General features: G+C 46.6%; 19 protein-coding genes. 10 read left to right on the top strand and 9 right to left on the bottom strand.

Annotated features, from left to right (window positions below; genetic code table 11):
* Window positions 1-83: 83 nt before the first annotated feature.
* The 7 genes from BLV62_RS15415 to BLV62_RS15385 all read right to left on the bottom strand — a co-directional run bounded on the left by BLV62_RS15415 (window position 84) and on the right by BLV62_RS15385 (window position 6,911).
* On the bottom strand, window positions 84-1,379 hold the full coding sequence (locus BLV62_RS15415; protein WP_089762858.1) for an ABC transporter permease: 1,296 nt from the start codon (window positions 1,377-1,379) through the stop codon (window positions 84-86).
* A 5-nt stretch (window positions 1,380-1,384) separates the two neighbouring features.
* Complete coding sequence (locus BLV62_RS15410) at window positions 1,385-2,131, bottom strand: ABC transporter ATP-binding protein (RefSeq protein WP_168927956.1); 747 nt, start codon at window positions 2,129-2,131, stop codon at window positions 1,385-1,387.
* A 50-nt stretch (window positions 2,132-2,181) separates the two neighbouring features.
* Window positions 2,182-3,186, bottom strand: a complete 1,005-nt coding sequence (locus BLV62_RS15405; protein WP_089762857.1) for a BtrH-related acyltransferase DarH — start codon at window positions 3,184-3,186, stop codon at window positions 2,182-2,184.
* Between the two features lie 48 nt (window positions 3,187-3,234).
* Window positions 3,235-3,633 carry a flexirubin biosynthesis protein DarG gene (locus tag BLV62_RS15400; protein WP_089762856.1) on the bottom strand — a complete coding sequence of 133 codons (399 nt, stop codon included), beginning with the start codon at window positions 3,631-3,633 and terminating at the stop codon, window positions 3,235-3,237.
* Window positions 3,634-3,660: 27 nt separating this feature from the next.
* A complete protein-coding gene (locus tag BLV62_RS15395) occupies window positions 3,661-4,797 on the bottom strand; it encodes a dialkylresorcinol biosynthesis protein DarB (RefSeq protein WP_089762855.1) in 1,137 nt (378 codons plus the stop codon).
* A gap of 177 nt (window positions 4,798-4,974) precedes the next feature.
* Window positions 4,975-5,895 (bottom strand): hypothetical protein, encoded by a 921-nt coding sequence (locus tag BLV62_RS15390; RefSeq protein WP_089762854.1) that lies wholly within the window; start codon window positions 5,893-5,895, stop codon window positions 4,975-4,977.
* Window positions 5,896-6,176: 281 nt separating this feature from the next.
* Window positions 6,177-6,911, bottom strand: a complete 735-nt coding sequence (locus BLV62_RS15385) for a head GIN domain-containing protein (RefSeq protein WP_089762853.1) — start codon at window positions 6,909-6,911, stop codon at window positions 6,177-6,179.
* 95 nt (window positions 6,912-7,006) lie between these two features.
* Here BLV62_RS15385 and guaA point away from each other — a divergent pair, with 95 nt between their 5' ends.
* The 6 genes from guaA to BLV62_RS15355 all read left to right on the top strand — a co-directional run bounded on the left by guaA (window position 7,007) and on the right by BLV62_RS15355 (window position 13,886).
* Window positions 7,007-8,545, top strand: coding sequence for a glutamine-hydrolyzing GMP synthase (guaA, locus tag BLV62_RS15380; RefSeq protein WP_089762852.1), 1,539 nt, complete (start codon window positions 7,007-7,009; stop codon window positions 8,543-8,545).
* A gap of 308 nt (window positions 8,546-8,853) precedes the next feature.
* The gene (locus BLV62_RS15375; RefSeq protein WP_089762851.1) at window positions 8,854-10,161 is read left to right on the top strand and encodes an ABC transporter substrate-binding protein; all 1,308 of its coding nucleotides are present in this window, start codon (window positions 8,854-8,856) and stop codon (window positions 10,159-10,161) included.
* A gap of 72 nt (window positions 10,162-10,233) precedes the next feature.
* Window positions 10,234-11,241 carry a ligase-associated DNA damage response exonuclease gene (locus BLV62_RS15370; RefSeq protein ID WP_089762850.1) on the top strand — a complete coding sequence of 336 codons (1,008 nt, stop codon included), beginning with the start codon at window positions 10,234-10,236 and terminating at the stop codon, window positions 11,239-11,241.
* Between the two features lie 3 nt (window positions 11,242-11,244).
* On the top strand, window positions 11,245-12,843 hold the full coding sequence (locus BLV62_RS15365; RefSeq protein ID WP_089762849.1) for an ATP-dependent DNA ligase: 1,599 nt from the start codon (window positions 11,245-11,247) through the stop codon (window positions 12,841-12,843).
* 47 nt (window positions 12,844-12,890) lie between these two features.
* Window positions 12,891-13,385: an Lrp/AsnC family transcriptional regulator gene (locus tag BLV62_RS15360; protein ID WP_089762848.1), complete on the top strand. Its 495-nt coding sequence runs from the start codon at window positions 12,891-12,893 to the stop codon at window positions 13,383-13,385.
* 33 nt (window positions 13,386-13,418) lie between these two features.
* Window positions 13,419-13,886, top strand: a complete 468-nt coding sequence (locus BLV62_RS15355; RefSeq protein ID WP_139170187.1) for a hypothetical protein — start codon at window positions 13,419-13,421, stop codon at window positions 13,884-13,886.
* A 152-nt stretch (window positions 13,887-14,038) separates the two neighbouring features.
* Here the strand turns inward: BLV62_RS15355 and BLV62_RS15350 are convergent, their stop codons facing one another.
* Complete coding sequence (locus tag BLV62_RS15350; RefSeq protein ID WP_089762846.1) at window positions 14,039-14,623, bottom strand: hypothetical protein; 585 nt, start codon at window positions 14,621-14,623, stop codon at window positions 14,039-14,041.
* Window positions 14,624-14,684: 61 nt separating this feature from the next.
* On the opposite strand from BLV62_RS15350, the gene BLV62_RS15345 reads away from it, so the two are divergent.
* From BLV62_RS15345 to BLV62_RS15335, 3 genes are read left to right on the top strand one after another with little or no spacing between them, the layout of a single operon-like run.
* The gene (locus BLV62_RS15345) at window positions 14,685-15,542 is read left to right on the top strand and encodes a helix-turn-helix domain-containing protein (protein WP_089762845.1); all 858 of its coding nucleotides are present in this window, start codon (window positions 14,685-14,687) and stop codon (window positions 15,540-15,542) included.
* A gap of 60 nt (window positions 15,543-15,602) precedes the next feature.
* Window positions 15,603-15,998 carry an ester cyclase gene (locus tag BLV62_RS15340; RefSeq protein WP_089762844.1) on the top strand — a complete coding sequence of 132 codons (396 nt, stop codon included), beginning with the start codon at window positions 15,603-15,605 and terminating at the stop codon, window positions 15,996-15,998.
* 31 nt (window positions 15,999-16,029) lie between these two features.
* Complete coding sequence (locus BLV62_RS15335; RefSeq protein ID WP_089762843.1) at window positions 16,030-17,064, top strand: S66 peptidase family protein; 1,035 nt, start codon at window positions 16,030-16,032, stop codon at window positions 17,062-17,064.
* On the opposite strand, the gene BLV62_RS15330 is transcribed toward BLV62_RS15335, so the two are convergent.
* The gene (locus tag BLV62_RS15330) at window positions 17,065-18,390 is read right to left on the bottom strand and encodes an NCS2 family permease (protein ID WP_089762842.1); all 1,326 of its coding nucleotides are present in this window, start codon (window positions 18,388-18,390) and stop codon (window positions 17,065-17,067) included.
* 51 nt (window positions 18,391-18,441) lie between these two features.
* Between BLV62_RS15330 and BLV62_RS15325 the strand changes: the two genes are divergently transcribed.
* Window positions 18,442-20,895, top strand: coding sequence for a ligase-associated DNA damage response DEXH box helicase (locus BLV62_RS15325; protein ID WP_089762841.1), 2,454 nt, complete (start codon window positions 18,442-18,444; stop codon window positions 20,893-20,895).

Genomic DNA, 20,895 nt, shown 5'->3' with positions numbered 1-20,895 from the left:
GGTTTATCGCCTGTGCTTCGCAACCGGCGAATGTCCTTGTGGGTGGTAAAAATACGGTTTTACCCTTGTTTTGAAAATATTTATCAGTTCAATCTTCTTTTTTCAATATACCCTGCAACTGCCAGCATTACAACACTTACGCCTACCAGCATCAACACTTTCTTCCATACCATGGCAATATCTCCGTTCCGCAGGTAAATGTCGTTGATGGCATCCAGGCCCCAGCTGAGGGCCGACAGGTGGCCTACCACCTGCATCTTCTCCGGCATTACTTCCAGCGGTATCCATATGCCCCCGATAGCCGAAAAGATCACGATGGAAATAGCGCCGAAATTAAGCGCCTGGTTGGGTGTTTTAAAAACTGTGCCAATCAGTACTCCATAAGAAGTAGCGGCCAATCCTATCCCTATTGCCACAACCAGCGTTGCGCCCTGGTGGTAGCCCATCACCAGCCTGGGCAGATCGAGCAACGGCATCAGGTAAATTCCTACCAGCATCATCAAATAAAACTGCAATACGCACACTCCTACAAAGAACAGCATCTTGCCTCCAAGTATATCCAGGTACGCACCGGGTATCAGTTTCATTCTCAGCAAACTTCCGTCTTCCCGCTCCCTGATCATATTCCCCGCGATGGGGATAACAATGAAGAACATCGCAAAAATGCTCCAGGCAGGTACGTTATGTTGTACAGAATTGGAAATGATATCCAGCTGTTTGCCTGCGCCTGTGCTCAACTCCTTGAGCCCTACCGCCTGCAGGCGGATAGAAAAACTATCGGAAGTTGCTACCTGTGTGCTGTCTTTTCTTCTCAGCTGCTGTTTGATCCGGTCCAGCAGCAGGTCTGTTTCTACCTGCGTCAGGAAATTATCTACGGCCTGGTGAATAGCCCCTTTGAAGGCTTTTTTGGCGGCCGGATCAAAGTAGATCGTTACATTAACAGAATCGGTGCGCTGCTTTACAGGCAATGAACCTGGCACGCCCATTCTCTTCGTAATATCGTTCACTATCTTATTGGCGTTGCTGACAATTTCAGCCGTAGCGCCCTGCGGTACAATGATGCTGATCTTGTATTTCCCGCTGTTCACCAGGTCGCGGGCCTGCCCGGCTGTTAACGGCTGCCCGTCGAGCGAATCGATGATATTAAACTGCCCGCTTTTGGAGAGGCCTTCCTTTACATATCTTCCTAATTTGCCATGGTCGTTATCTACCGTCAGCAGATCAAATTTAATATCCTGGTAATCGCGGAACGGCGCATCCTGGATCAGCGCCATTACAGTGATCAGTACTACGGGCATGATGAACAGCAAAATAATCCCTGTCTTGTCCCTCAACAGCAGTTGCCATTCTTTACGTATTGTTGCCAGTAATCTTAACATAGCCGTTAGTCTCTAAGTGCTTCTCCTGTATAATGCAGGAAAACATCTTCCAGATTGCTGCACTGTGAATGTTTTAAAATCAGTTCGTTCGGGTTGCCGTGTACGATCATCTTCCCGTTATCTACGATTGCAATTTCTTCGCAGATCGATTGCGCTTCTTCCAGCAGGTGGGAAGTATACAGGATACTTGCTCCCCGCGCATTGTAGTCTTTCAGGAACTGCAGGATGAGGTTGCGCGATTGCACATCCACTCCCGCTGTTGGCTCGTCGAGGATCAGCAATCTGGGATCATGCAAAATGGCGGCAATGATATTTGCACGCCGTTTCATCCCGCCGCTGTATTTATATATTTCCTTATCTGCGCTATGCGCCAGCCCGAACAGCTCCAGGTAATACATTATTTTTTCCTGCAGCGCTTTCCCTTTAAAACCGTAGAGGTTTCCGAAATAGGTCAGGTTCTGAACGGCAGATAACTGCGGGTATAAAGCGATCTGTTGCGGCACTATCCCGATAATATGTTTGATGGCTTCGCGGTGGGCGGCATCCTGCGGCGTACCAAAAATGGTAACAGACCCGCTGTCGGCCCTGGTAATACCGCATAAAATAGAAATGGTAGTAGTTTTTCCGGCGCCGTTCGGACCTAATAAACCCGCAATGCCTCCTTCTCTAAACTGAAAAGACAATCCTTTCAGTGTAGGTTCTATACTCCCTTTATAGGTCTTACATAAATTTTTTACAACAATGCCGGACATAGTAATATTGTTGGGGATGCTGTGATTAATTCAAAAATTATGCTTGAAGATCAGAGCTTTACCTGTGCAAGTTTCCTGAAAAACACTTCTTCTGAGGCAGCGCATTGTTGCAGCATCTCGCTCAGTTCTTTATACGATACAGCATCTGCTGATCTGCTTTTGCAAACCCGGCCGGCCGAAAAAGCAAAATTCCGCCACAGGTCGCCTGTTGCTGTAAATTCAGTTGCCAGTTTACTTAATTCCGGTTTATTCAGATATTCCGCTGCTTCCTGTAAAAATGCCGAATACAGGAACCTGAAGCCTGCCCCGCCTGTGCCTATCTCTTCCTGCATACGGATGATATTACCCAGGTAGAGGGTTGCTTTACGATCCCCTGGTTTTTCAGCATAGTTTGCTACTTTTTTTGCGAGGTACCTGATCCCTTTTACGCCAAACAGCGGCACGGGTATTTTCAGCATGTAATGACATGCCTGTTCTATCCCTGCTTTGATAGGCAGCTTGAAGGAAACAGAGGTTGGTACATCTACCGGGTAGTACATCTTTCCTTTGGGAGCCGGAAATCCTTTAGCGAAGCGGGCTTGCACCAGGCTTTCCGGATCAATGGTGGTCAATGTTTCCATCACCGGGTCGCTCACCAGGTATTGTCCATCTTCCTTTCCATATACCACTAAATTATGTGCATTAAAATGGAAACGGTAAGAAGGAGGAAAATAAGGTAAATAGTATACGCTGGAAAGAAGTCCTACCGGCACTCCTTCCCCTATGATCTTATCTAACGCCTCCATTCCTTTTTCAGGAGATGAAAATCTTTCTATCTCCATTTTGATACCCAGTCGTTTACAGACCCGTTGAAAAATAGCTCCCGGCCAGATACGGTAGGTAGTACCCGGAACACCGTTCACTTTTACAAACGGGAGGTGACCAAAGAAGATACCTGCACCTATACCAAATGCCATTGGTTCACTGATCTGCAGCCCGTAATGTCCCAATAAATTGGAGATCACGCCACTCTCGCAATGGGCAGTCTGGTGGTGCTGGAAAGAGGAATTACTCATAATTATGCTTTGAGAAAAAGCAACGAATGAAGTTCATTCGTTGCTTTTCTAAATTGGTTCTTTTAGTTCAGCTACGCTTACCTTAAATGCGGCGGCGTAACGTGACAACATCTTTTGAGAAAGGTTCTTAAACACGGCGGGTTTCATATGTCTTTTCACCTGCCATTGAAATTTGCCGACGTAACTTGCCAGCAGGGCCAGATCCATCAGGTTCTTTTCCATGTAGTAGGCAACAGGACTTATTTCTCCTGCGCGTACTCTTGCCAGCGCTGCTTTTACTTTTTCGTTTACTTCTTCCCAGGCCTGGCCCAGTGCAATATTCTCTGGTTCCCAGCCAGCGCTTTGCACCGGCACATAGTTCCCGGTGTTATCCACCGCGTACATAATCTGTTTGAATGTACCCTGGTGCAGGTTATCACCATCCTGTGGTACTTCTTCTTTTTTCATGACGGCAGTTTTTAAACGATGAGTGTTTTACACTACTGTAATATGTGCATAAGCGTACGAGAAACGGGCGCTTTCCGGCACCATCATCACGATCTTCTGACCTTTTTTCAGGCGGCCTGTATTCATCAGTTCTTCCAGCATCAGGTACGGTGAAGCGGTACCCACATTGCCCACGTGAGCCAGGTTGGTGAACCATTTCTCCAATGGAATAGGCACGCCGATACGGGTGATCTCTTCATCGATCTTTAAGCGGAAGAATTCGGAAGAAAGGTGTGGCAGGAAGAAATCAATTTCATTGAGATCAATGCCATAACGCTCTACCAGTTGTTTCCACATCTGTGCACCTGATGGTACTATGTTTTTACCCAGCAGACGGGTGTCTTGTTTGAAAGAGAATACGCTGTGTTGTCCCCACTCCTCCGGCGTCATATCGATCCAACCTTTGGTAGTGCCATCAGGGTTTTTGATGGCGCCTGCATACATACAGGTTTCCAGTTCGTTGGCGTAAGAGAGGATCTCTACCCAGTCTACACGCAGCGACAAGCCGTCTTCATTCGGTTTATCCTGGAACAGCGCTGCACTTGCACCGTCTGAAAGCATCCAGCGGAGGAAGTCTTTTTCGAATGCGATGATGGGGTTTTCGTCGAGGCTCTTTAAATTTTCTGCTTCCGGCTGGAATTTGCGGGCCAGCATCCAGGCAGAGAATTTTTCGGAACCGGTGCTCACTGCGTTAGAGGTGTTACCGCAACGGATAGACATCCAGGCATATTTGAAAGCCTGCATGCCGGCGGCGCATGCCCCGGTGGCGGCGATCAGCTCAACCGGCTGGCATTTTAAAATACCGTGTACCATAGCTGCGTGGTTGGGCAGCAGTTGGTCAGGCGAGGTAGTACCGCATGCGAGCAATTGCAGTTTATCTATAGGAAATTTTTCGTCAAACAACTGGCTTACTGCGTTGGCTGTCATTTCAGCGTTGGAATGGGTAGAATTGCCTTCTTTATCCAGCGAGTAATAACGGGTCTTGATCTTATTATTACCCAGGATCTTTAAACGCGCACGTGAAGGTTTCCCATCAACCATACCGAGAATGCTTTCCATTTCCTCATTTTCAACAGGCTGATTAGGTAAAAATTTAGACAGCCTGGTAATATAAACTTCCTTCATTTTGAATATTGTTCTTCTTTAATGAACCTCTCTGCCTCATGTAAGGCGCCAGTTCGCAGTGATGTATTTGTGTTTAGAATGAGTTGTACATAGGACGTAAATATAAAATTCTAAACGGAATTACAGCAAATACGCTTCCAGTTTGCTACAGGACAGGATTTTGCCGGCTAGCGCTATCTAGCGTAATGTAATTCCCTTATAGTATTCTACTTCCTGGTTTAGCTGGCCTCTCCTGAAGTTCAGTTGAAAAATCGAGGAGATAAGTGTAATGGGCGATAAAACAAATATACCTACCAGCAGCAGGCCTCTGTACATGCTTACACGACCCTGGCGGGACGGAGCTCCGGGACCGCCTTTTGCACTGATAAAGTTGGCCCAGAAGCGGAATGCCTTAATGCCCCTGTTTTCCAGCACAACTAAGTTAGGCAATAACTCTACAGCATTCAGCGATAAAAGCTGCGGATGTAACTGATCCCATTCGTTGCTTGTTAACGCGCGCTCGATTGGCGCGGCAAAACGGCTTGAGGTTAATATTTCGTTTTCCTGTACGCCAGCCTGCGGCAGGAAACGGGTTGCTTCTTTTTTTCCTTTGAACGCCCAACGTAAGATAGTGATCAGGGATACCAGGTTCGGAGATTTGTCGACCAACACAATATTCCCCACCAGGTTTGCACCGGCCTCCCTAAGGTATTGTTTTACTTTTTCCTGTGCATTCAGCCACATGTTCCGGCTACCCAGCAGGGTAATTACCTTTTTACCTTTCAGCAAACGTTTACCGGCTTCACTTTGCAGGAAAGCGGCAGTTGGCTGGGAAGGAGAAAGGAACCAGGGTTGATAAGCCAGTATAACCAGGTCGAAATGCTGGTTTGGATCCGTTTTGATCGGTTCGATCGCTCTGGGGATACCTTTCACTGTTTCCGGCATGGTATCATAAAACTGCTGTTTCCCCCAGGGAAAAGGGAATGGCGTCACTGGTACTAACTGTTCAAATGTGATATCTGCTTTGCCTTCCAACGGAGCCAGCACATGATCAATTATCCTTTTCAATTGTCCTGTCTGCGTAAAATATACGACCAGGACCTTCGGTCTTTCGTTCATAAAAGGAATAGGAGTTCAACAATTCAAACCGTAAACATACAAAAAAACAACAATCATTTATGTAATTTAATGATAATTTGACGTGAAATGTTGATAAGAATTGGGGTTCGTAATATGAAGAGCCTTTTTTTGTGCCCCAGCCAGGTACAGCATCAGCCGGCATAAATTTGCGAATGCTGTACCTGGGCACAAGGACTTTAAATTATTTTGATGTTCTAAATAACTTACTTTCCCTTAGAATTATGATAGGGAAATTGTTAAAAATTTGTAAATATTGGGAATTAACGCTTCCTGACCTCGCCTGAGCCGGCAATTTTCGTAGTAACCTGGGGAGATCCTTTATAGTTCACATTACCGCTTCCCGCAATCTTTGCTTCCAGTTTTACGCTGGCATAAACGGATGCATCTCCGCTGCCGGCAATTTTAACGCTGACATCTTCTGCCAGCAATTCGTCGCCCCGGAAATTTCCACTACCGGCAATACTCAGCTCCACCTCTTTTGTCTGGCCTTTCACAGATAGGTCACCCGATCCGGCAATACCGGCTTTTACAGAAGGCGCATCAATCTCGCCGCCTTTGAGGTCGCCGGACCCTGATAAATTCAGTTTGATCTCGTCTTTCGACGTGAATTTTCCCTTTAATTCAACATCCCCTGAACCGGCCAGGGAAGCCTCATAGAGTTCAGGTGTGGTCAGGTAAACGACCATATTATTATGGGTATTAATATTATAGCCCTTTTTAATCCGTACTATCAGTTTATCGCCTTCCGAAACCAGTTCGATCAAAGGCACGATATTGTCGTCTGCCTCCACTTTAGCCGTGGTATTACCTGCCTGTACGAGTTCCACATCCATGCTGCCTTCTACTTTCAGCTGGCGGAAATTCGATATCTGACGGTCTTCTTTTACTACATGTCCACTCCCTTTTACACGGTTTTGGGCGAAATTACAAGAGGCGATCTGGAGAAGGGCTAATAAAGCAATGCCCGGTTTGAGGAAAAATTTGGTTGTTGTCATGGGTTTAGATTATAATTCAAGATACATCAGAATTTTATGAAATTCGAATTTACGAAACCCGAAAATTGAAAGAAGGACTATATCTTTGCACCACCATGACAGAAAAGATTCTTATCCTCGATTTCGGTTCCCAGTATACGCAATTGATTGCCCGTAGTATCCGTGAACTGAACGTTTATTGCGAAATTAAACCTTGTCTCCAGCCTATCCAGTGGGACGAAACTATTAAAGGCGTTATTTTATCAGGTAGTCCCTTCTCGGTGAACGATCCCCAGGCGCCAAATATCGACATTGCCGCCATTGCTGAAAAAGTGCCGGTTTTAGGTATCTGCTACGGCGCCCAGCTGATGGCTAAAAATTTTGGTGGAGAAGTTGCAAAAAGCAATATCCGTGAATATGGCCGGGCATTTATGTTGCACGCCGACAGAGAGGAAAAGCTGTTATTTGATATTTCTGCCAAAAGCCAGGTGTGGATGAGTCACTCAGATACCATCAAACGTATCCCTCCTCATTTTGAAGTGATCGCCACTACAGAAAATATCCCGGTTGCCGCTTTCAAATGCACCGAAGGCGCCCCGAACCCTATGTTCGGTTTACAGTTCCACCCGGAAGTAACACACTCCCTGGAAGGAAAACTGATCCTCCGCAATTTCCTGTTGCATATCTGCAACTGCAAGCAGGACTGGACCCCAGCGGCTTTTGTCCAGGAAACAGTTGAGAAGATCAAAGCTCAGGTAGGCGATAAAAGAGTGGTGATGGCTTTAAGCGGCGGCGTTGATTCTACCGTGGCTGCTGAACTGATCCATAAAGCGATCGGCAAAAACCTATTCTGCATATTTGTAGATAACGGTTTGCTGAGAAAAGATGAATTCAATACCGTTCTGGAATCCTATAAACATATGGGCCTGAACGTAAAAGGAGTAGATGCAAAAGACCTGTTCTACGGTCAGCTGGCCGGCGTTTCTGACCCGGAACAAAAACGCAAGATCATTGGTCGTTTATTCATAGAAGTTTTCCAGCAGGAAGCTACGCAGTTAACAGATATTTCATTCCTCGGACAGGGTACTATCTATCCTGATGTAATTGAATCTGTATCAGTTAACGGACCTTCCGTTACCATCAAATCGCACCACAACGTAGGCGGCTTGCCTGAGAAAATGAACATGCAACTTGTAGAACCATTGCGTTTCCTTTTCAAGGATGAAGTTCGCCGCGTAGGACGCGAGATCGGCATCAGCGAGATCTTCCTGGGCCGTCATCCTTTCCCGGGTCCGGGACTGGCTATCCGTATCCTTGGCGCTATCACTCCCGAAAAAGTACAGATGCTGCAGGAAGCCGACGCTATCTATATCGAAGGACTGCGCGAAGCCGAATTATACGATAAAGTATGGCAGGCCGGAACCATTCTCCTTCCTGTACAAAGTGTTGGGGTAATGGGAGATGAACGAACCTACGAGTTTACCGTTGCGCTGAGGGCTGTTACCTCTGTTGACGGTATGACGGCAGACTGGGCGCACCTGCCTTACGAATTCCTGGCAAAAATGTCTAACGACATTATCAATAAAGTGAAAGGCATCAACCGCGTGGTATACGACATTAGCTCCAAACCGCCGGCCACCATCGAGTGGGAGTAGTTTCACGCAAAGGCGCAAAAGTGAGGCAAAGAGGCAAAGGTTTTTTTTAAGGAGAATAAGAAAATAAGAAGCTAAGATTGGATCGAAGCGAATTTTTAAGAAAATAAGAAGATCATAGCAAAAATAACAAGGCAGAAGAGGCGAAGATTGTGTTTTATCATAATCTTCGCCTCTTCTGCTTTCTTAATATTCGCTTCAATCAATCTTAGCTTCTTATTTTCCTTAAAAAAAATCCTTTGCCTCTTTGCCCCCCTTTTGCCCCTTTGCGTGAAAACAAGCGGAATGATTTTTGTAAATTAGCGCCAATTATGAATTATATAGCTGCTACCAAACAACTGATGGCTGCCCTGGCCTGCCTGGTGATCGTAAGCTCATGCTCCACTACCAGGAAAAGCGCCAGTAAAGTCGACGGCCCTCCGCCTTCTTTAAGTAAGCCTGCTCCGGCTAAAAAACCGGAAGAAACCAAAACAGTAGCAAAAGCTCCTTTCAACGTTCCTGCTTTTGCCAAAGAAGTAAAGAAATCTTCCTATAATATCGCCTTCTTTGCTCCTTTGTACCTGGATTCAGTTTTTGCGACTTCCACCGAAATTCCTGGCCGGACCATGCCAAGATATGTATTGCCAGGACTTGAATTCTATGAAGGCGCACAAATCGCATTCGACAGTTTAAAACAACTGGGTTACAATCTTAAAGTAACCGTTTACGATAGTAAAGGCAAACAAAGTGTAAGTAACCTGGTGCGTAGTAAAGCGCTCGACAATACCGACCTGATCATCGGGGCTGTTACCAACCCTGAAATGAAGGAACTGAGCGATTACGCGAAAAACAGGGAAGTGAACTTCGTTTCAGCCACTTTCCCCAACGACGCAGGCGTAACAGATAACCCGTTCCTGTTCCTTTCCAACAGTACCTTAAAAACTCACCTGGAAGCATTGCAGGATTATGTGCAAAATGCCTTTGCCAATAAGAATATCGTACTGCTACGCAGGAACACAGCGTTTGAATCCAAGCTGGCCGCTGATTTCAAATCCTCTTACGATAAGATGCAAAGCAGCAAGAAAAGCAGGATCAGGGAGCTGGTATGGAGCGACGCTACCACGCCGGAAGAAATTTCGGCAATACTCCTAACAGATCGTACCAATGTTCTTGTAGTTACCGCGCTGGATGAAGCAGGCGCCAAAAGCCTGCTCCGCAAACTGGGTACCGTTGCAGCCACGTATCCAATCCAGGTATTTGGTATGCCAACCTGGGATGTATTCAAGCTGAAAGATCCTGAATTCAAGGGCTTGCAGGTTTACTACTCTACTCCTTACTTCAACGAAAAAACAGATGCTTACAGCCGGTATGTAAACGATGTGTTCAGGAGAACATATAAAGCGCGACCATCAGATATGGCATACAAAGGCTTTGAAAATACTTTTTACTTCGTGAAATTGCTTTACAATAACGGGGTTTATTTCAACGCCAAAGTAGCGGATGCGCAAAAAGTGATATCCAACTACGATTTTCAGCCAGTGTATGTGAAAGACGGGGATGAAATACCTTCCTACTTCGAGAATAAGAATATTTATATCATCCAGAAAGGAGATAGCAGTGATGTGAAGATGAACAGATAAGAAGATAGTAAATATAAAGGTGAGGCCATCGCTACCAGATAGTGATGGCCTTTTTTTTGTAAATTCATTTATATGAAACTACTGGAGTTTACAGATAAAGGCATCTACTGTGAAGCAGGCGATTTCTATATCGACCCCTGGAAACCTGTTAAGAGAGCCATCATTACACATGCGCACTCCGACCATGCTAAGTGGGGCAACGAATCCTATCTCTGTGAACATGCTACAGTTCCCTTGCTGAAACTTCGTTTAGGGAATGATATAAAAGTGCAGGGCGTTGCATTCAATGAACCAATTTTCATAAATGGTGTAGAAGTATCCCTGCATCCCGCAGGGCATATGATAGGCGCAGCACAGATCAAAGTCACATATCGTGGAGAAATATGGGTAGTAAGCGGCGATTATAAACTGGAAAATGACGGGTTATCAATTCCTTTTGAACCTGTGCAGTGTCATACCTTCATAACAGAATCAACCTTTGGATTGCCCATCTACCAATGGGAACCGCAGGAGCAGATATTCAGTAAAATATTTCAGTGGATCAGCAACAACAAACAAGACGAAAAAGCAAGCGTTCTACTGGCTTACAGCCTGGGAAAGGCACAACGCTTGTTATACCAGTTGCAGGACAAGGTTGACAGGTTCCTGGTACACGGCGCTATTGCCATACCGCATGCTACATTACTGGAAGAGGGATATCCGCTGCCGCCGGTAGAACGGATCACTCCCGACACCCCCAAAGCTGATTTTAAAAATGCGGTGGTCATTGCGCCTCCTTCAGCAGAAGATCATGTTTGGCTGAGAAAGATGCAACCTTATTCGCTGGGCGTTTGCAGCGGATGGATGCAGGTAAGGGGAAATATGCGCAGGCGCAATGCAGATGCAGGATTTGCATTGTCGGACCATGCCGACTGGCAAGGGCTTTTGCAGGCGGTTAAGGCAACCAAAGCAGAACAGGTATATGTTACACATGGCTTCAGTAACGCATTTGCCAGGTATCTGACAGAGTCGGGCATCCAGGCCTTTGCTGTTAATACCGAATATGGTGATGAAGAAATGATTGCTAATCCCGAATCTTAAATTGTGCAACAGTTTTCAGAATTAGTAAAGCTATTAAGCAACAGTACCAAAACCAACGAAAAGTTGGCAGCCTTAAGCCAGTACTTTGCAACAGCCCCGGATAAAGATAAAACCTGGGTACTGGCCCTGTTTTCAGGACGCAGGCCCAAGAGAACTGTTAACAGTACGCAATTAAGGAATTGGTGTATAGAAGTAGCAAACCTGCCCGAATGGTTATTTGATGAATGTTATCATACTGTTGGCGATCTTGCAGAAACCATTGCATTATTACTTCCTCCCGGCACCAAACCCATCTCCGCTCCTCTTCACTATTGGCTGGAACAGTTGATGCGACTGGAAAAAGCCGATGAATCCGTCAAGCATGATTTCATCCTGCAAACCTGGGACGCACTGGACAGGAACGAAAGATTTGTTTTCAATAAACTGATAACAGGAGGTTTTCGTATAGGCGTTTCCCAGAAGATGATGGTGAATGCCCTGGCGCAAACCTACCAGATACCGGCGCCTACGCTTTCGCATATGTTAAGCGGCAATTGGAACCCTTACCAGGTAACGATAGAAGACCTGCTGCATTTGCATACTTCGGGTGCGGATGCCTCGCGCCCCTACCCTTTTTACCTTGCCTATGCCCTGGAAGATACGCCGCAGGCGCTGGGCAGCGAGAAAGACTGGCAGGCAGAATGGAAATGGGATGGTATCCGCGGGCAGATCATCAAACGGGAAAACCAGCTGTTTGTATGGTCGCGGGGCGAAGAACTGATCACGGAAAAATTTCCCGAGTTCCAGTCACTCACGGCTGCGCTGCCAAATGGAACGGTAATAGACGGCGAGATACTCACCTTTATGGACGGAAGTCCATTGCCTTTTCAAACATTACAAACAAGGATAGGAAGAAAGAACATCACAAAAAAACAACTACAGGAAGCGCCTGTGGTGTTTCTCAGCTATGACCTGCTGGAATATGAAGAAAGTGATATCAGGGAAGAAGCGCTGGCAGAAAGACGCGCGAAGCTGGAAGAATTGGTTGCCAGGATAAATGACCCGGTACTGAAGCTTTCGCCTGTTATCGGGTTTGAGTCATGGGAAGAATTGATTGAACAGCGGCTGACAGCACGTTCCAAGGGCAGCGAAGGACTGATGTTGAAAAAACTGAGTGCGCCTTACCAGGTTGGCCGCAAACGGGGCGATTGGTGGAAATGGAAGATTGACCCGTTCACCATTGATGCAGTAATGATCTATGCCCAGAAAGGGCACGGCAGAAGATCTAACCTGTATACTGATTATACCTTCGCCGTAAAGAACGGCGACCAGCTAATCCCTTTTACAAAGGCCTATTCGGGGCTGACAGACAAAGAGATCACGGAAGTGGACAGGTGGGTTAAACAAAATTCCATCGAAAAATTCGGCCCCGTAAGAACGGTGACGCCTACACTGGTTTTTGAGATAGCCTTTGAAGGTATTGCAGCCTCCAACAGGCATAAGTCCGGCGTCGCCCTCCGGTTCCCGCGCATCAACCGGTGGCGTAAAGACAAACCCGTTGATGAGATCAACACCCTGGAAGACTTAAAAGAACTACTAAGAAAGTATGAATCAAAAGAATAATAAACTGCATTTTCGATTATTTACAGATATTTGTTCTAAAAAATAGCATGTCCTCAAAACATACCACTGAAACACCCGCCCCGCTGCACCTCGATGAAAAAGACATGGGCATTTTAAAGCTGCTGCAAATAGACGGCAAAATGACGATACGCGACATAGCAGCGCAATTAAATCTCAGTACCACTCCCGTGTATGAGCGGATCCGGAAAATGGAGCAGGCAGGCGTGATCAAACAATACGCAGCAATAGTAGACCCCAGGATGATCAATAAAAGCCTCACCGTATTATGTTACATCACGCTCAAGGAACATAGCAAGAAATATGGTAAGAAATTCATCCAGGAAATCCTTAGTTTCACGGAAGTGACCGAATGTTTGAATATCTCGGGCGAATTTGATTTCATGATAAAAGTGCAGGTCCGGGATATGGACGAGTACCGTGAATTTTATGTGAACAAACTGGGCGAGTTAGACAACCTAAGCCATACCCAGAGTATATTTGTGATATCAGTGATCAAAACCACACACCAGGTTGTGTTTTAAGTAAAACAGATAATCTATTTATTACCTATGCGCATGAAATACACAATCCTGTTGTGTACTGCTATATTGCTACCTGCCGCTGTTATAGCTCAATCAACTTTATTTTCCCATTCCATTGGCGGAGGAATATTCACTGCCCGAAAATACCTGGGAGCCGCAGTAATATATACGCCCAGGTTTAATTTCCTCCAATTCAGCCAGCATTCCGCAATTTCGCTGGAAACAAGCATTGCAGCAGGGATGAACATCGGCGACAATTACAACAGTAACACCGGCGGTAATTCGACCAGTATCTTTATGTTCAATGCCCCGGTTCTGTTAAGCTGGAACTATGGTAATGCAGCAACCTGCAAGGCTCGTGACAAAGCTGGATTTTTCGCCGGTTTGGGCTGGGGCTTTCATAACTCAGCGCATCCCACGGAACATATAGACCCTGATGAAGAAGAGGCCCGACCCGGGCCAACTACATATATCCGGGCTTGCATTAAGTACCGGGGTTAGATGGCAGCTTTACCACAGGTCGGTTGGCCTGAAAATTAGCTGGCTGTTCAATAACAACCGGTATAATCCGGATATCGCAGGGATAGGGGGAGTCAGTGTTAACTATAACATTGGAAGCAGGTATTAAAGACCAACTTTTAAAAAACAAGATCCTACTTCTTCACCGGCTCCATCCCGTCAAACCCTATATGATAATCCAGCACCGCGGCTGCCGATTCACCCGGCTCAAACACCACTACCGTTGTACAGGCAGCAGACCTGCTCCTTGGACTCTTCGTTTCAAACGCTATCCCGCTCTGCTTATCCTCATACACAGCAATTTTGCGCTTTTTATCTGCGGAGGCATAGATCTTTGATAAAACCAGGCCCGGGTAAGCTTTTTTAATCGCAGCAATAGAGCTTCCCGCTCCCACATGCTTCTCCGTCTTAAACATCGGGGAAGTGATCCTGATCTGCTTAACATATTGGGTATCCGCCTCCCGCATTGCTGTAAACACAGCCAGGATATGGGCAGAATCTACTGACTTATCTCCTTTTCTTCCATACCAGATATTCCAGGCCTTCATCATTGCTGCATCTCCCGCATCCGGCTTTCCTAAAACAGATAAACTATCCCTCGGCCAACCTAATTTTACCTGCCCGATAGATTTACCAGGAACAATTAACCAGGCTGTCTGCTGGGCCTGTGAAAAAAAGACTGACAAACAAAAACCCAGGGTTAATATCAACTGTTTCATGTTATGATTTTTAGATAGACAAATGTCAAAAATATTGCCATCAATATTTTAACTTTAACGTATGCTTCTGAAATTTCCCGGTAACATAGACGGACACCAGGCATTGAAAGTGGGAAACCAACACTTTGCTTTACTGAAACAAAGAACAAAGGCTCATAAACGCACCCTCTTCCTGGAAGAAAACGTCCTCATTTTTGTAATAGAAGGTCATAAACTCCTGCACTTCGAAAATACCACGGTTAAGATCTCTGAAGGTTCAGTACTGGTATTGAAGAGAGGATTTTATGTAATGTCGGATTTTGTGGAAGATGGACTTAACTTCCAAAGCCTGCTCATTTACTTTTCTAACGAACACCTGAAAAAATTCCTCCTTAAATTCAATTACGCAAAAGCTGTTCCCCACAACAACGAAGAATTTTTAAATATCCCGCTTACCCCGGCTTTGGAGAACTTCCGTGAACATTATCTTCACTACTTTTCCCAACATTTCGATGCACTGGGCACTGTACTGAACCTGAAACTCTATGAACTTTACCTGCTCCTGCTATCATCTCCCCAACAGCAACAGGTACTGTCGTTCTTCCAGCAGATCGCGTTTCAGCAGCCAACAGATCTCGGCTATATCATCAAACAACACCTGTTTCAACCCTTGTCATTACCCGAATTAGCAAAGCTCTCAGGAAGGAGCCTGGCTTCCTTCAAACGCGACTTCACCCAGCAATTCCATAAGGCGCCAGGCAGATGGATCAGCGAACAACGACTGGAACACGCCCGGATACTACTTCAGCAAACCAATAAACAGGTTGCCGAAATAGCCTATGAATGCGGTTATAACAATGTTCCCCACTTCATTAAATCTTATAAACAGCTTTTCGGCCTCACTCCGAACCAAGACAGATCCAATAAAGTAATGATCTGAGCCGATACCGTTATTTGCTGGCTTCCATGGCTGGTAAATTTGCTTTCAAATTTCAAGACCATGGAATCACAAACTGAAAAGAACAAAGCAGTAGTAAGAAAGTTCAATGAAGACTTCCTCATCGCAGGAAACAAAGAAACATTCGAATCGTTGGTAGACCCGGCATTCATCAACTACAACATGCCAACAGACCAGGACACCCGCACGATGACCCGCGATTTTATCCTGCAACTTATGCATCCCGCCCTGCCCGACAGGAAATTAACCATCCATGATATGATCGCGGAAGGCGATAAGGTGTTCACCTTTAAAACCATTGAAGGCACGCTGGCAGCTCCATTCATGAATGCAGACAAACCCGGTTCCCGTTTCTCCATGAAGATCATCGACATCATCCAGCTTAAAGACGAAAAGTATATCGCTCACTGGTCGGTTCGTGAAGTTGCCACGTACTGATTATGTAAAGAATATTACTTACTTTAAGTACATGAATCGAAAACATTTTTTGTCGACGCTCCTGACTACCGGCGTAGGCGTAACAACCCTTTCCTCATTTACAGGTTCCGGTTTATCCATATTTCCGGCGGATAAACCGGAACATAGCAACCCGCCTTACCTGCAACCCGGCGATGTTATCGGGATCACCTGTCCTGCCGGTTATATTAAAAGGGAAGATATCCAGCCCGCCATACGCATCCTCGAAAGCTGGAATTTTCGTGTACGGATAGGTAAAACCGTGGGCGCCCGCGACTTTACCTTTGGCGGTACCGATGAAGAAAGAAGGGCCGACCTGCAGCAAATGCTGGACGACAAAAAGATCAAAGCCATCATGTGCGCAAGGGGCGGTTATGGAACCGCCAGGATTATAGACCAGCTTGACTTCACCCATTTCAAAAGTCATCCCAAATGGGTGATAGGCTTTAGCGATATCACCGTATTGCATTGCCATATCAGCCGGCATTTCGGGATCAGTTCACTGCACTCGAAAATGTGCAACAGTTTCCCTGACGACTTCTCCAAAGCGGAACCAATAGTGCAGGATACTATCATGTCTATCTACCAGGCGCTTACGGGAAAAAAGATGAAGTACAGCGCCCCTGCCGACAGCCGCAACAGGCTTGGCCAGGCGCGTGGGATACTGACAGGCGGAAACCTTTCTATTATACAAGGAATGTCGGGAACGGATTCTGAAATTGAAACCAACGGGAAAATATTGTTCCTGGAAGAAACAGGAGAATATCTCTATAACCTCGACCGTTTGCTCGGCACCCTGCAAAGATCCCATAAGCTGGACAACCTGGCAGGACTGATCATCGGCGGTTTTAACAAGATCAAACCCGACGACCCGGGCGAGGAATTTGGCAGAACAGTATACGATATGGTGATGGAAAAAGTAAAAAAATTCCGCTATCCTGTCTGCTTTAATTTCCCTGTCGGCCATCAGAAAAACAACTACGCCCTGAAATGCGGCGCAATGCATACGCTTAATGTAACCCGCGATGGCGTTACCTTACAGGAATGATCATTTCACCAGGAAGGTGATAATGAATAATATTGACAGCACATACATGATGGGGCTTATCGTTTTATACTGGCCTGTCAATACCTTCAGCAGCACATAAGACAACATCCCGAAAACAATGCCTTCCGCAATGCTGTAGCTGTATGGCATCATTACAATGGCCAGGAATGCCGGGATGGCTTCCGTAACATCATGGAAATCTATTTTCGTAACCGCTCCCATCATCAACATACCAACAATGATCAATGCCGGGGCAGTAGCCGCTGCAGGGATCATGGCAAATATCGGGGCAAAGAATAACGACAACAGGAACATCACCGCAACTGTGAGCGCCGTTAACCCGGTTTTACCTCCCGCTGTAATTCCGCTGGCGCTTTCTACATAAGCCGTAACCACGCTTGTTCCCAGCAATCCCGCTGCCGTAGTACCTACTGCATCTGCCATCAATGCCTGCTTGGCCCTTGGTATCCGGCCGTTCGCATCCAACAACCCTGCTTTATTGCAAAGCCCTATCAATGTTCCCACTGTATCAAACAGGTTCACCATCAGCAATGTGAACAGGATCAGCAGCATATCTAAAGAGAAGATCTTATCAAATTCCAGTTTAAAGGCGATAGGCGCTATCGAGGGCGGGAGGCTCATAAGATGCCCGTTTTCCGGCAGATGGGTTAAACCAAATGGTATGCCCACTACCGTAGCCGCCAGGATGCCAATCAGCAAAGCGGCATTCACCTGCCTGTAAAGCAGTACACCGCTTACAACCAGGCCTGTTAATGCGATCAACGGGCCCGCGCTGGTGATGTTGCCCATTTTCAGGATCACTCCATCCAGTTTCCCGTCTCCCACATGATGCATGCCCGTTTCTATGATCCCGGCATTGGCCATGCCTATCAGCGCGATCAACAACCCTATCCCCACCGATATGGCATGTTTCAGGTTATGCGGGATACTTAGGATAATCGCTTCCCGTATCCGGAACAACGAGAGAAAAATAAATATGACGCCTTCCAGGAAAACAGCCGTCAGCGCAAACTGCCAGCTATAGCCCATCGATGAAACGATGGTATAGGCAAAGAATGCGTTCAATCCCATACCCGGAGCAACGCCAATAGGCAGGTTAGCATAGAAAGCCATTACCAGCGTTCCTATAGCCGCCGCCAGCGCGGTAGCTGTAATGAGCGCTGAAAAGTCCATACCGGTTCGCGACAGGATGCCCGGGTTTACAGCCAGGATATAAGCCATTGTTGAAAAGGTAGTCAGACCAGCCAACACCTCTTTCTTTGCAGTAGTATTATTCTCGGATAACCGGAAGTAGGAGAAACGCATGCTGCAAAAATAAGCGTTTCAATATTTACCATTTTGTCCTAATTTCATGGCATGCAACAACGTTCGGGTGGATGGAAGGTGATAAATAAGTGGTTGGAAGATAAGGAACTCAAACCCTTTAAATTCCAGGAAGATGCCTGGAAAGCCTATTTGCAGGGCAAGTCGGGCATTGTAAACGCACCTACCGGATTCGGTAAAACTTTCTCTCTTTTTCTCGGGGCAGTAATTTCATGGATAGATAGCCATCCGAAAGATTACTCCGGTAAAACTAAAAACGGCCTGCAACTGCTGTGGGTCACTCCCCTGCGCGCCCTGGCAAAGGATTTAGGCAGGGCTATGGAAACTGCTTTGCAGGAACTGAATGTTTCCTGGGAAGTGGGCATCCGCAGCGGCGATACAGCAACCTCCGTTCGTGCTGCGCAGAAAAGGCAGATGCCGGAAGTGCTGATCATTACCCCCGAAAGCCTGCATGTGCTGATGGGACAAAAAGAATACGCGAACATCTTTAAAAAGCTGCACACAGTAGTGGTAGATGAATGGCATGAACTGATAGGCAGCAAACGCGGCGTCCAGGTAGAACTGGCGCTGAGCCGTCTCAGGGGATTGAAAGCCGGGGCGCTGAAAGTATGGGGCATCTCCGCTACCATCGGGAATCTCGACGAGGCGCTGGAAGTATTGCTGGGCCCTTATCATAAAGATGGCATTATCATTCGCTCCAATCTCAAAAAGAATATTGCACTGAAAAGCGTGATCCCTGACGAAATAGAGAATTATCCCTGGGCGGGACACCTGGGCATCAGGATGCTGCCCCAGGCTTTGCCTATTATTGAAGAAAGCCAGACCACTCTTGTTTTTACCAATACCAGGTCGCAATCCGAGATCTGGTACCAGGCGCTGCTGAAAGCGGACCCTATGCTGGCAGGAGCCCTGGCGTTGCACCATGGATCTATAGACCAGGAGTTAAGGATATGGGTAGAAGAAGCATTGCATAATGGCATCCTGAAAGCGGTGGTTTGTACCGCCAGCCTGGACCTGGGAGTGGATTTCAGGCCCGTGGATATTGTCATACAGGTAGGAAGTCCGAAAGGCGTTGCCCGGTTCCTGCAACGGGCAGGGCGTAGCGGTCACCAGCCGGGAGCTGTCAGCAGGATCTTCTTTCTTCCTACTCATGCCTTGGAACTGGTAGAAGCAGCCGCCCTGAAAGCCGCGATCAATGAAGGTTTGGTAGAAAGCCGCATGCCTGTTCTGCTGGCGTTTGATGTGCTGTTGCAATACCTGATGACGCTGGCCGTTTCAGACGGATTCTATGCCAGTGAAATATATGAAGAAGTAAAGAAAACCTTCTGCTACCAGGACCTGACAGAAGATGAGTGGACCTGGCTGCTGGCCTTTCTTACAACCGGCGGAGACGCCCTCGGGGGATATGATGAATTCAAAAAAGTAGAGCGGGAAGGCGATTTTTATATTTGTCGCAACCGCACCATGGCTATGCGTCATCGTTTGCATATCGGTACCATAGTAAGCGATGCCATGTTGAATGTGAAGTTCCTCAGCGGCGGATATGTAGGCGTGATAGAAGAAGGTTTTATATCGAGATTGCAACCGGGAGATACTTTTACCTTGGCAGGACGGAACCTTGAGTTTGTAATGATCAAGGACATGACGGTGCTGGTGCGGAAATCGAACGCCAAACGCACGATAGTGCCCAGTTACCAGGGAGGCAGGATCCCGTTATCGTCTAACCTCGGCCGTATGCTGAGGGAGAAGTTCAACGAAGCGCTGTCACGGAAAACCAGCGACCCTGAGTTGATCGCATTGCAACCCCTGTTCAGGCTGCAGGAAGAATTATCGCACATTCCAAAAGACAATGAACTGCTGATAGAACAGATAAAAACAAAAGATGGTTATCATCTTTTTGTTTACCCGTTTGAAGGACGGCTGGTACATGAAGTAATGGCTGCCTTGCTGGCATACCGGATCAGCAGGATACAACCTATTACGTTCTCCATTGCCATGAACGATTATGGATTTGAGCTGCTGTCGGATCAGCCGATCCCGGTAACTGCCGAAAATGCCAAAATGCTGTTGAGCACAGACAACCTGCTGACGGAGTTGCAAACCAGCGTGAACGCCACGGAAATGGCCCGCAGGAAGTTCAGGGACATCGCCGTGATTTCAGGGCTGATCTTCCAGGGATATCCTGGCAAACATAAAGCCAACAGGCATTTACAATCGTCCGCTTCCCTGCTTTTCAATGTGTTCAAGGATTATGATCCGGATAACCTGTTGCTCAGGCAGGCTTTTAATGAGGCCTTCTTTTACCAGATGGAAGAAGCGCGTTTGCGGGAAACGCTGGAGCGTATTGCAGTGAGCAGGATCGTTATCACCACGCCGGAAAAACTTACGCCTTTCTGCTTCCCTATCAAGGTGGATAGTTTAAGGGATACCATGACCAGCGAAAAGCTGGAAGACCGGATCAAAAAATTGATAGCGGTTAACGGTTAA

The sequence above is a fragment of the Chitinophaga terrae (ex Kim and Jung 2007) genome (assembly GCF_900107795.1).
Classification (GTDB): Bacteria; Bacteroidota; Bacteroidia; order Chitinophagales; family Chitinophagaceae; genus Chitinophaga; species Chitinophaga terrae.
The sequence above is the reverse complement of the archived record's forward strand: the minus strand, read 5'-3'. Positions and strand labels throughout refer to the sequence as shown.

Bases quoted from the DNA above. Each gene is read 5' to 3' on its own strand.
- BLV62_RS15415 (WP_089762858.1), bottom strand. From the start codon at position 1,379: ATGTTAAGATTACTGGCAACAATACGTAAAGAATGGCAACTGCTGTTG.
- BLV62_RS15410 (WP_168927956.1), bottom strand. From the start codon at position 2,131: ATGTCCGGCATTGTTGTAAAAAATTTATGTAAGACCTATAAAGGGAGT.
- BLV62_RS15405 (WP_089762857.1), bottom strand. From the start codon at position 3,186: ATGAGTAATTCCTCTTTCCAGCACCACCAGACTGCCCATTGCGAGAGT.
- BLV62_RS15400 (WP_089762856.1), bottom strand. From the start codon at position 3,633: ATGAAAAAAGAAGAAGTACCACAGGATGGTGATAACCTGCACCAGGGT.
- BLV62_RS15395 (WP_089762855.1), bottom strand. From the start codon at position 4,797: ATGAAGGAAGTTTATATTACCAGGCTGTCTAAATTTTTACCTAATCAG.
- BLV62_RS15390 (WP_089762854.1), bottom strand. From the start codon at position 5,895: ATGAACGAAAGACCGAAGGTCCTGGTCGTATATTTTACGCAGACAGGA.
- BLV62_RS15385 (WP_089762853.1), bottom strand. From the start codon at position 6,911: ATGACAACAACCAAATTTTTCCTCAAACCGGGCATTGCTTTATTAGCC.
- guaA (WP_089762852.1), top strand. From the start codon at position 7,007: ATGACAGAAAAGATTCTTATCCTCGATTTCGGTTCCCAGTATACGCAA.
- BLV62_RS15375 (WP_089762851.1), top strand. From the start codon at position 8,854: ATGAATTATATAGCTGCTACCAAACAACTGATGGCTGCCCTGGCCTGC.
- BLV62_RS15370 (WP_089762850.1), top strand. From the start codon at position 10,234: ATGAAACTACTGGAGTTTACAGATAAAGGCATCTACTGTGAAGCAGGC.
- BLV62_RS15360 (WP_089762848.1), top strand. From the start codon at position 12,891: ATGTCCTCAAAACATACCACTGAAACACCCGCCCCGCTGCACCTCGAT.
- BLV62_RS15355 (WP_139170187.1), top strand. From the start codon at position 13,419: ATGAAATACACAATCCTGTTGTGTACTGCTATATTGCTACCTGCCGCT.
- BLV62_RS15350 (WP_089762846.1), bottom strand. From the start codon at position 14,623: ATGAAACAGTTGATATTAACCCTGGGTTTTTGTTTGTCAGTCTTTTTT.
- BLV62_RS15345 (WP_089762845.1), top strand. From the start codon at position 14,685: ATGCTTCTGAAATTTCCCGGTAACATAGACGGACACCAGGCATTGAAA.
- BLV62_RS15340 (WP_089762844.1), top strand. From the start codon at position 15,603: ATGGAATCACAAACTGAAAAGAACAAAGCAGTAGTAAGAAAGTTCAAT.
- BLV62_RS15335 (WP_089762843.1), top strand. From the start codon at position 16,030: ATGAATCGAAAACATTTTTTGTCGACGCTCCTGACTACCGGCGTAGGC.
- BLV62_RS15330 (WP_089762842.1), bottom strand. From the start codon at position 18,390: ATGCGTTTCTCCTACTTCCGGTTATCCGAGAATAATACTACTGCAAAG.
- BLV62_RS15325 (WP_089762841.1), top strand. From the start codon at position 18,442: ATGCAACAACGTTCGGGTGGATGGAAGGTGATAAATAAGTGGTTGGAA.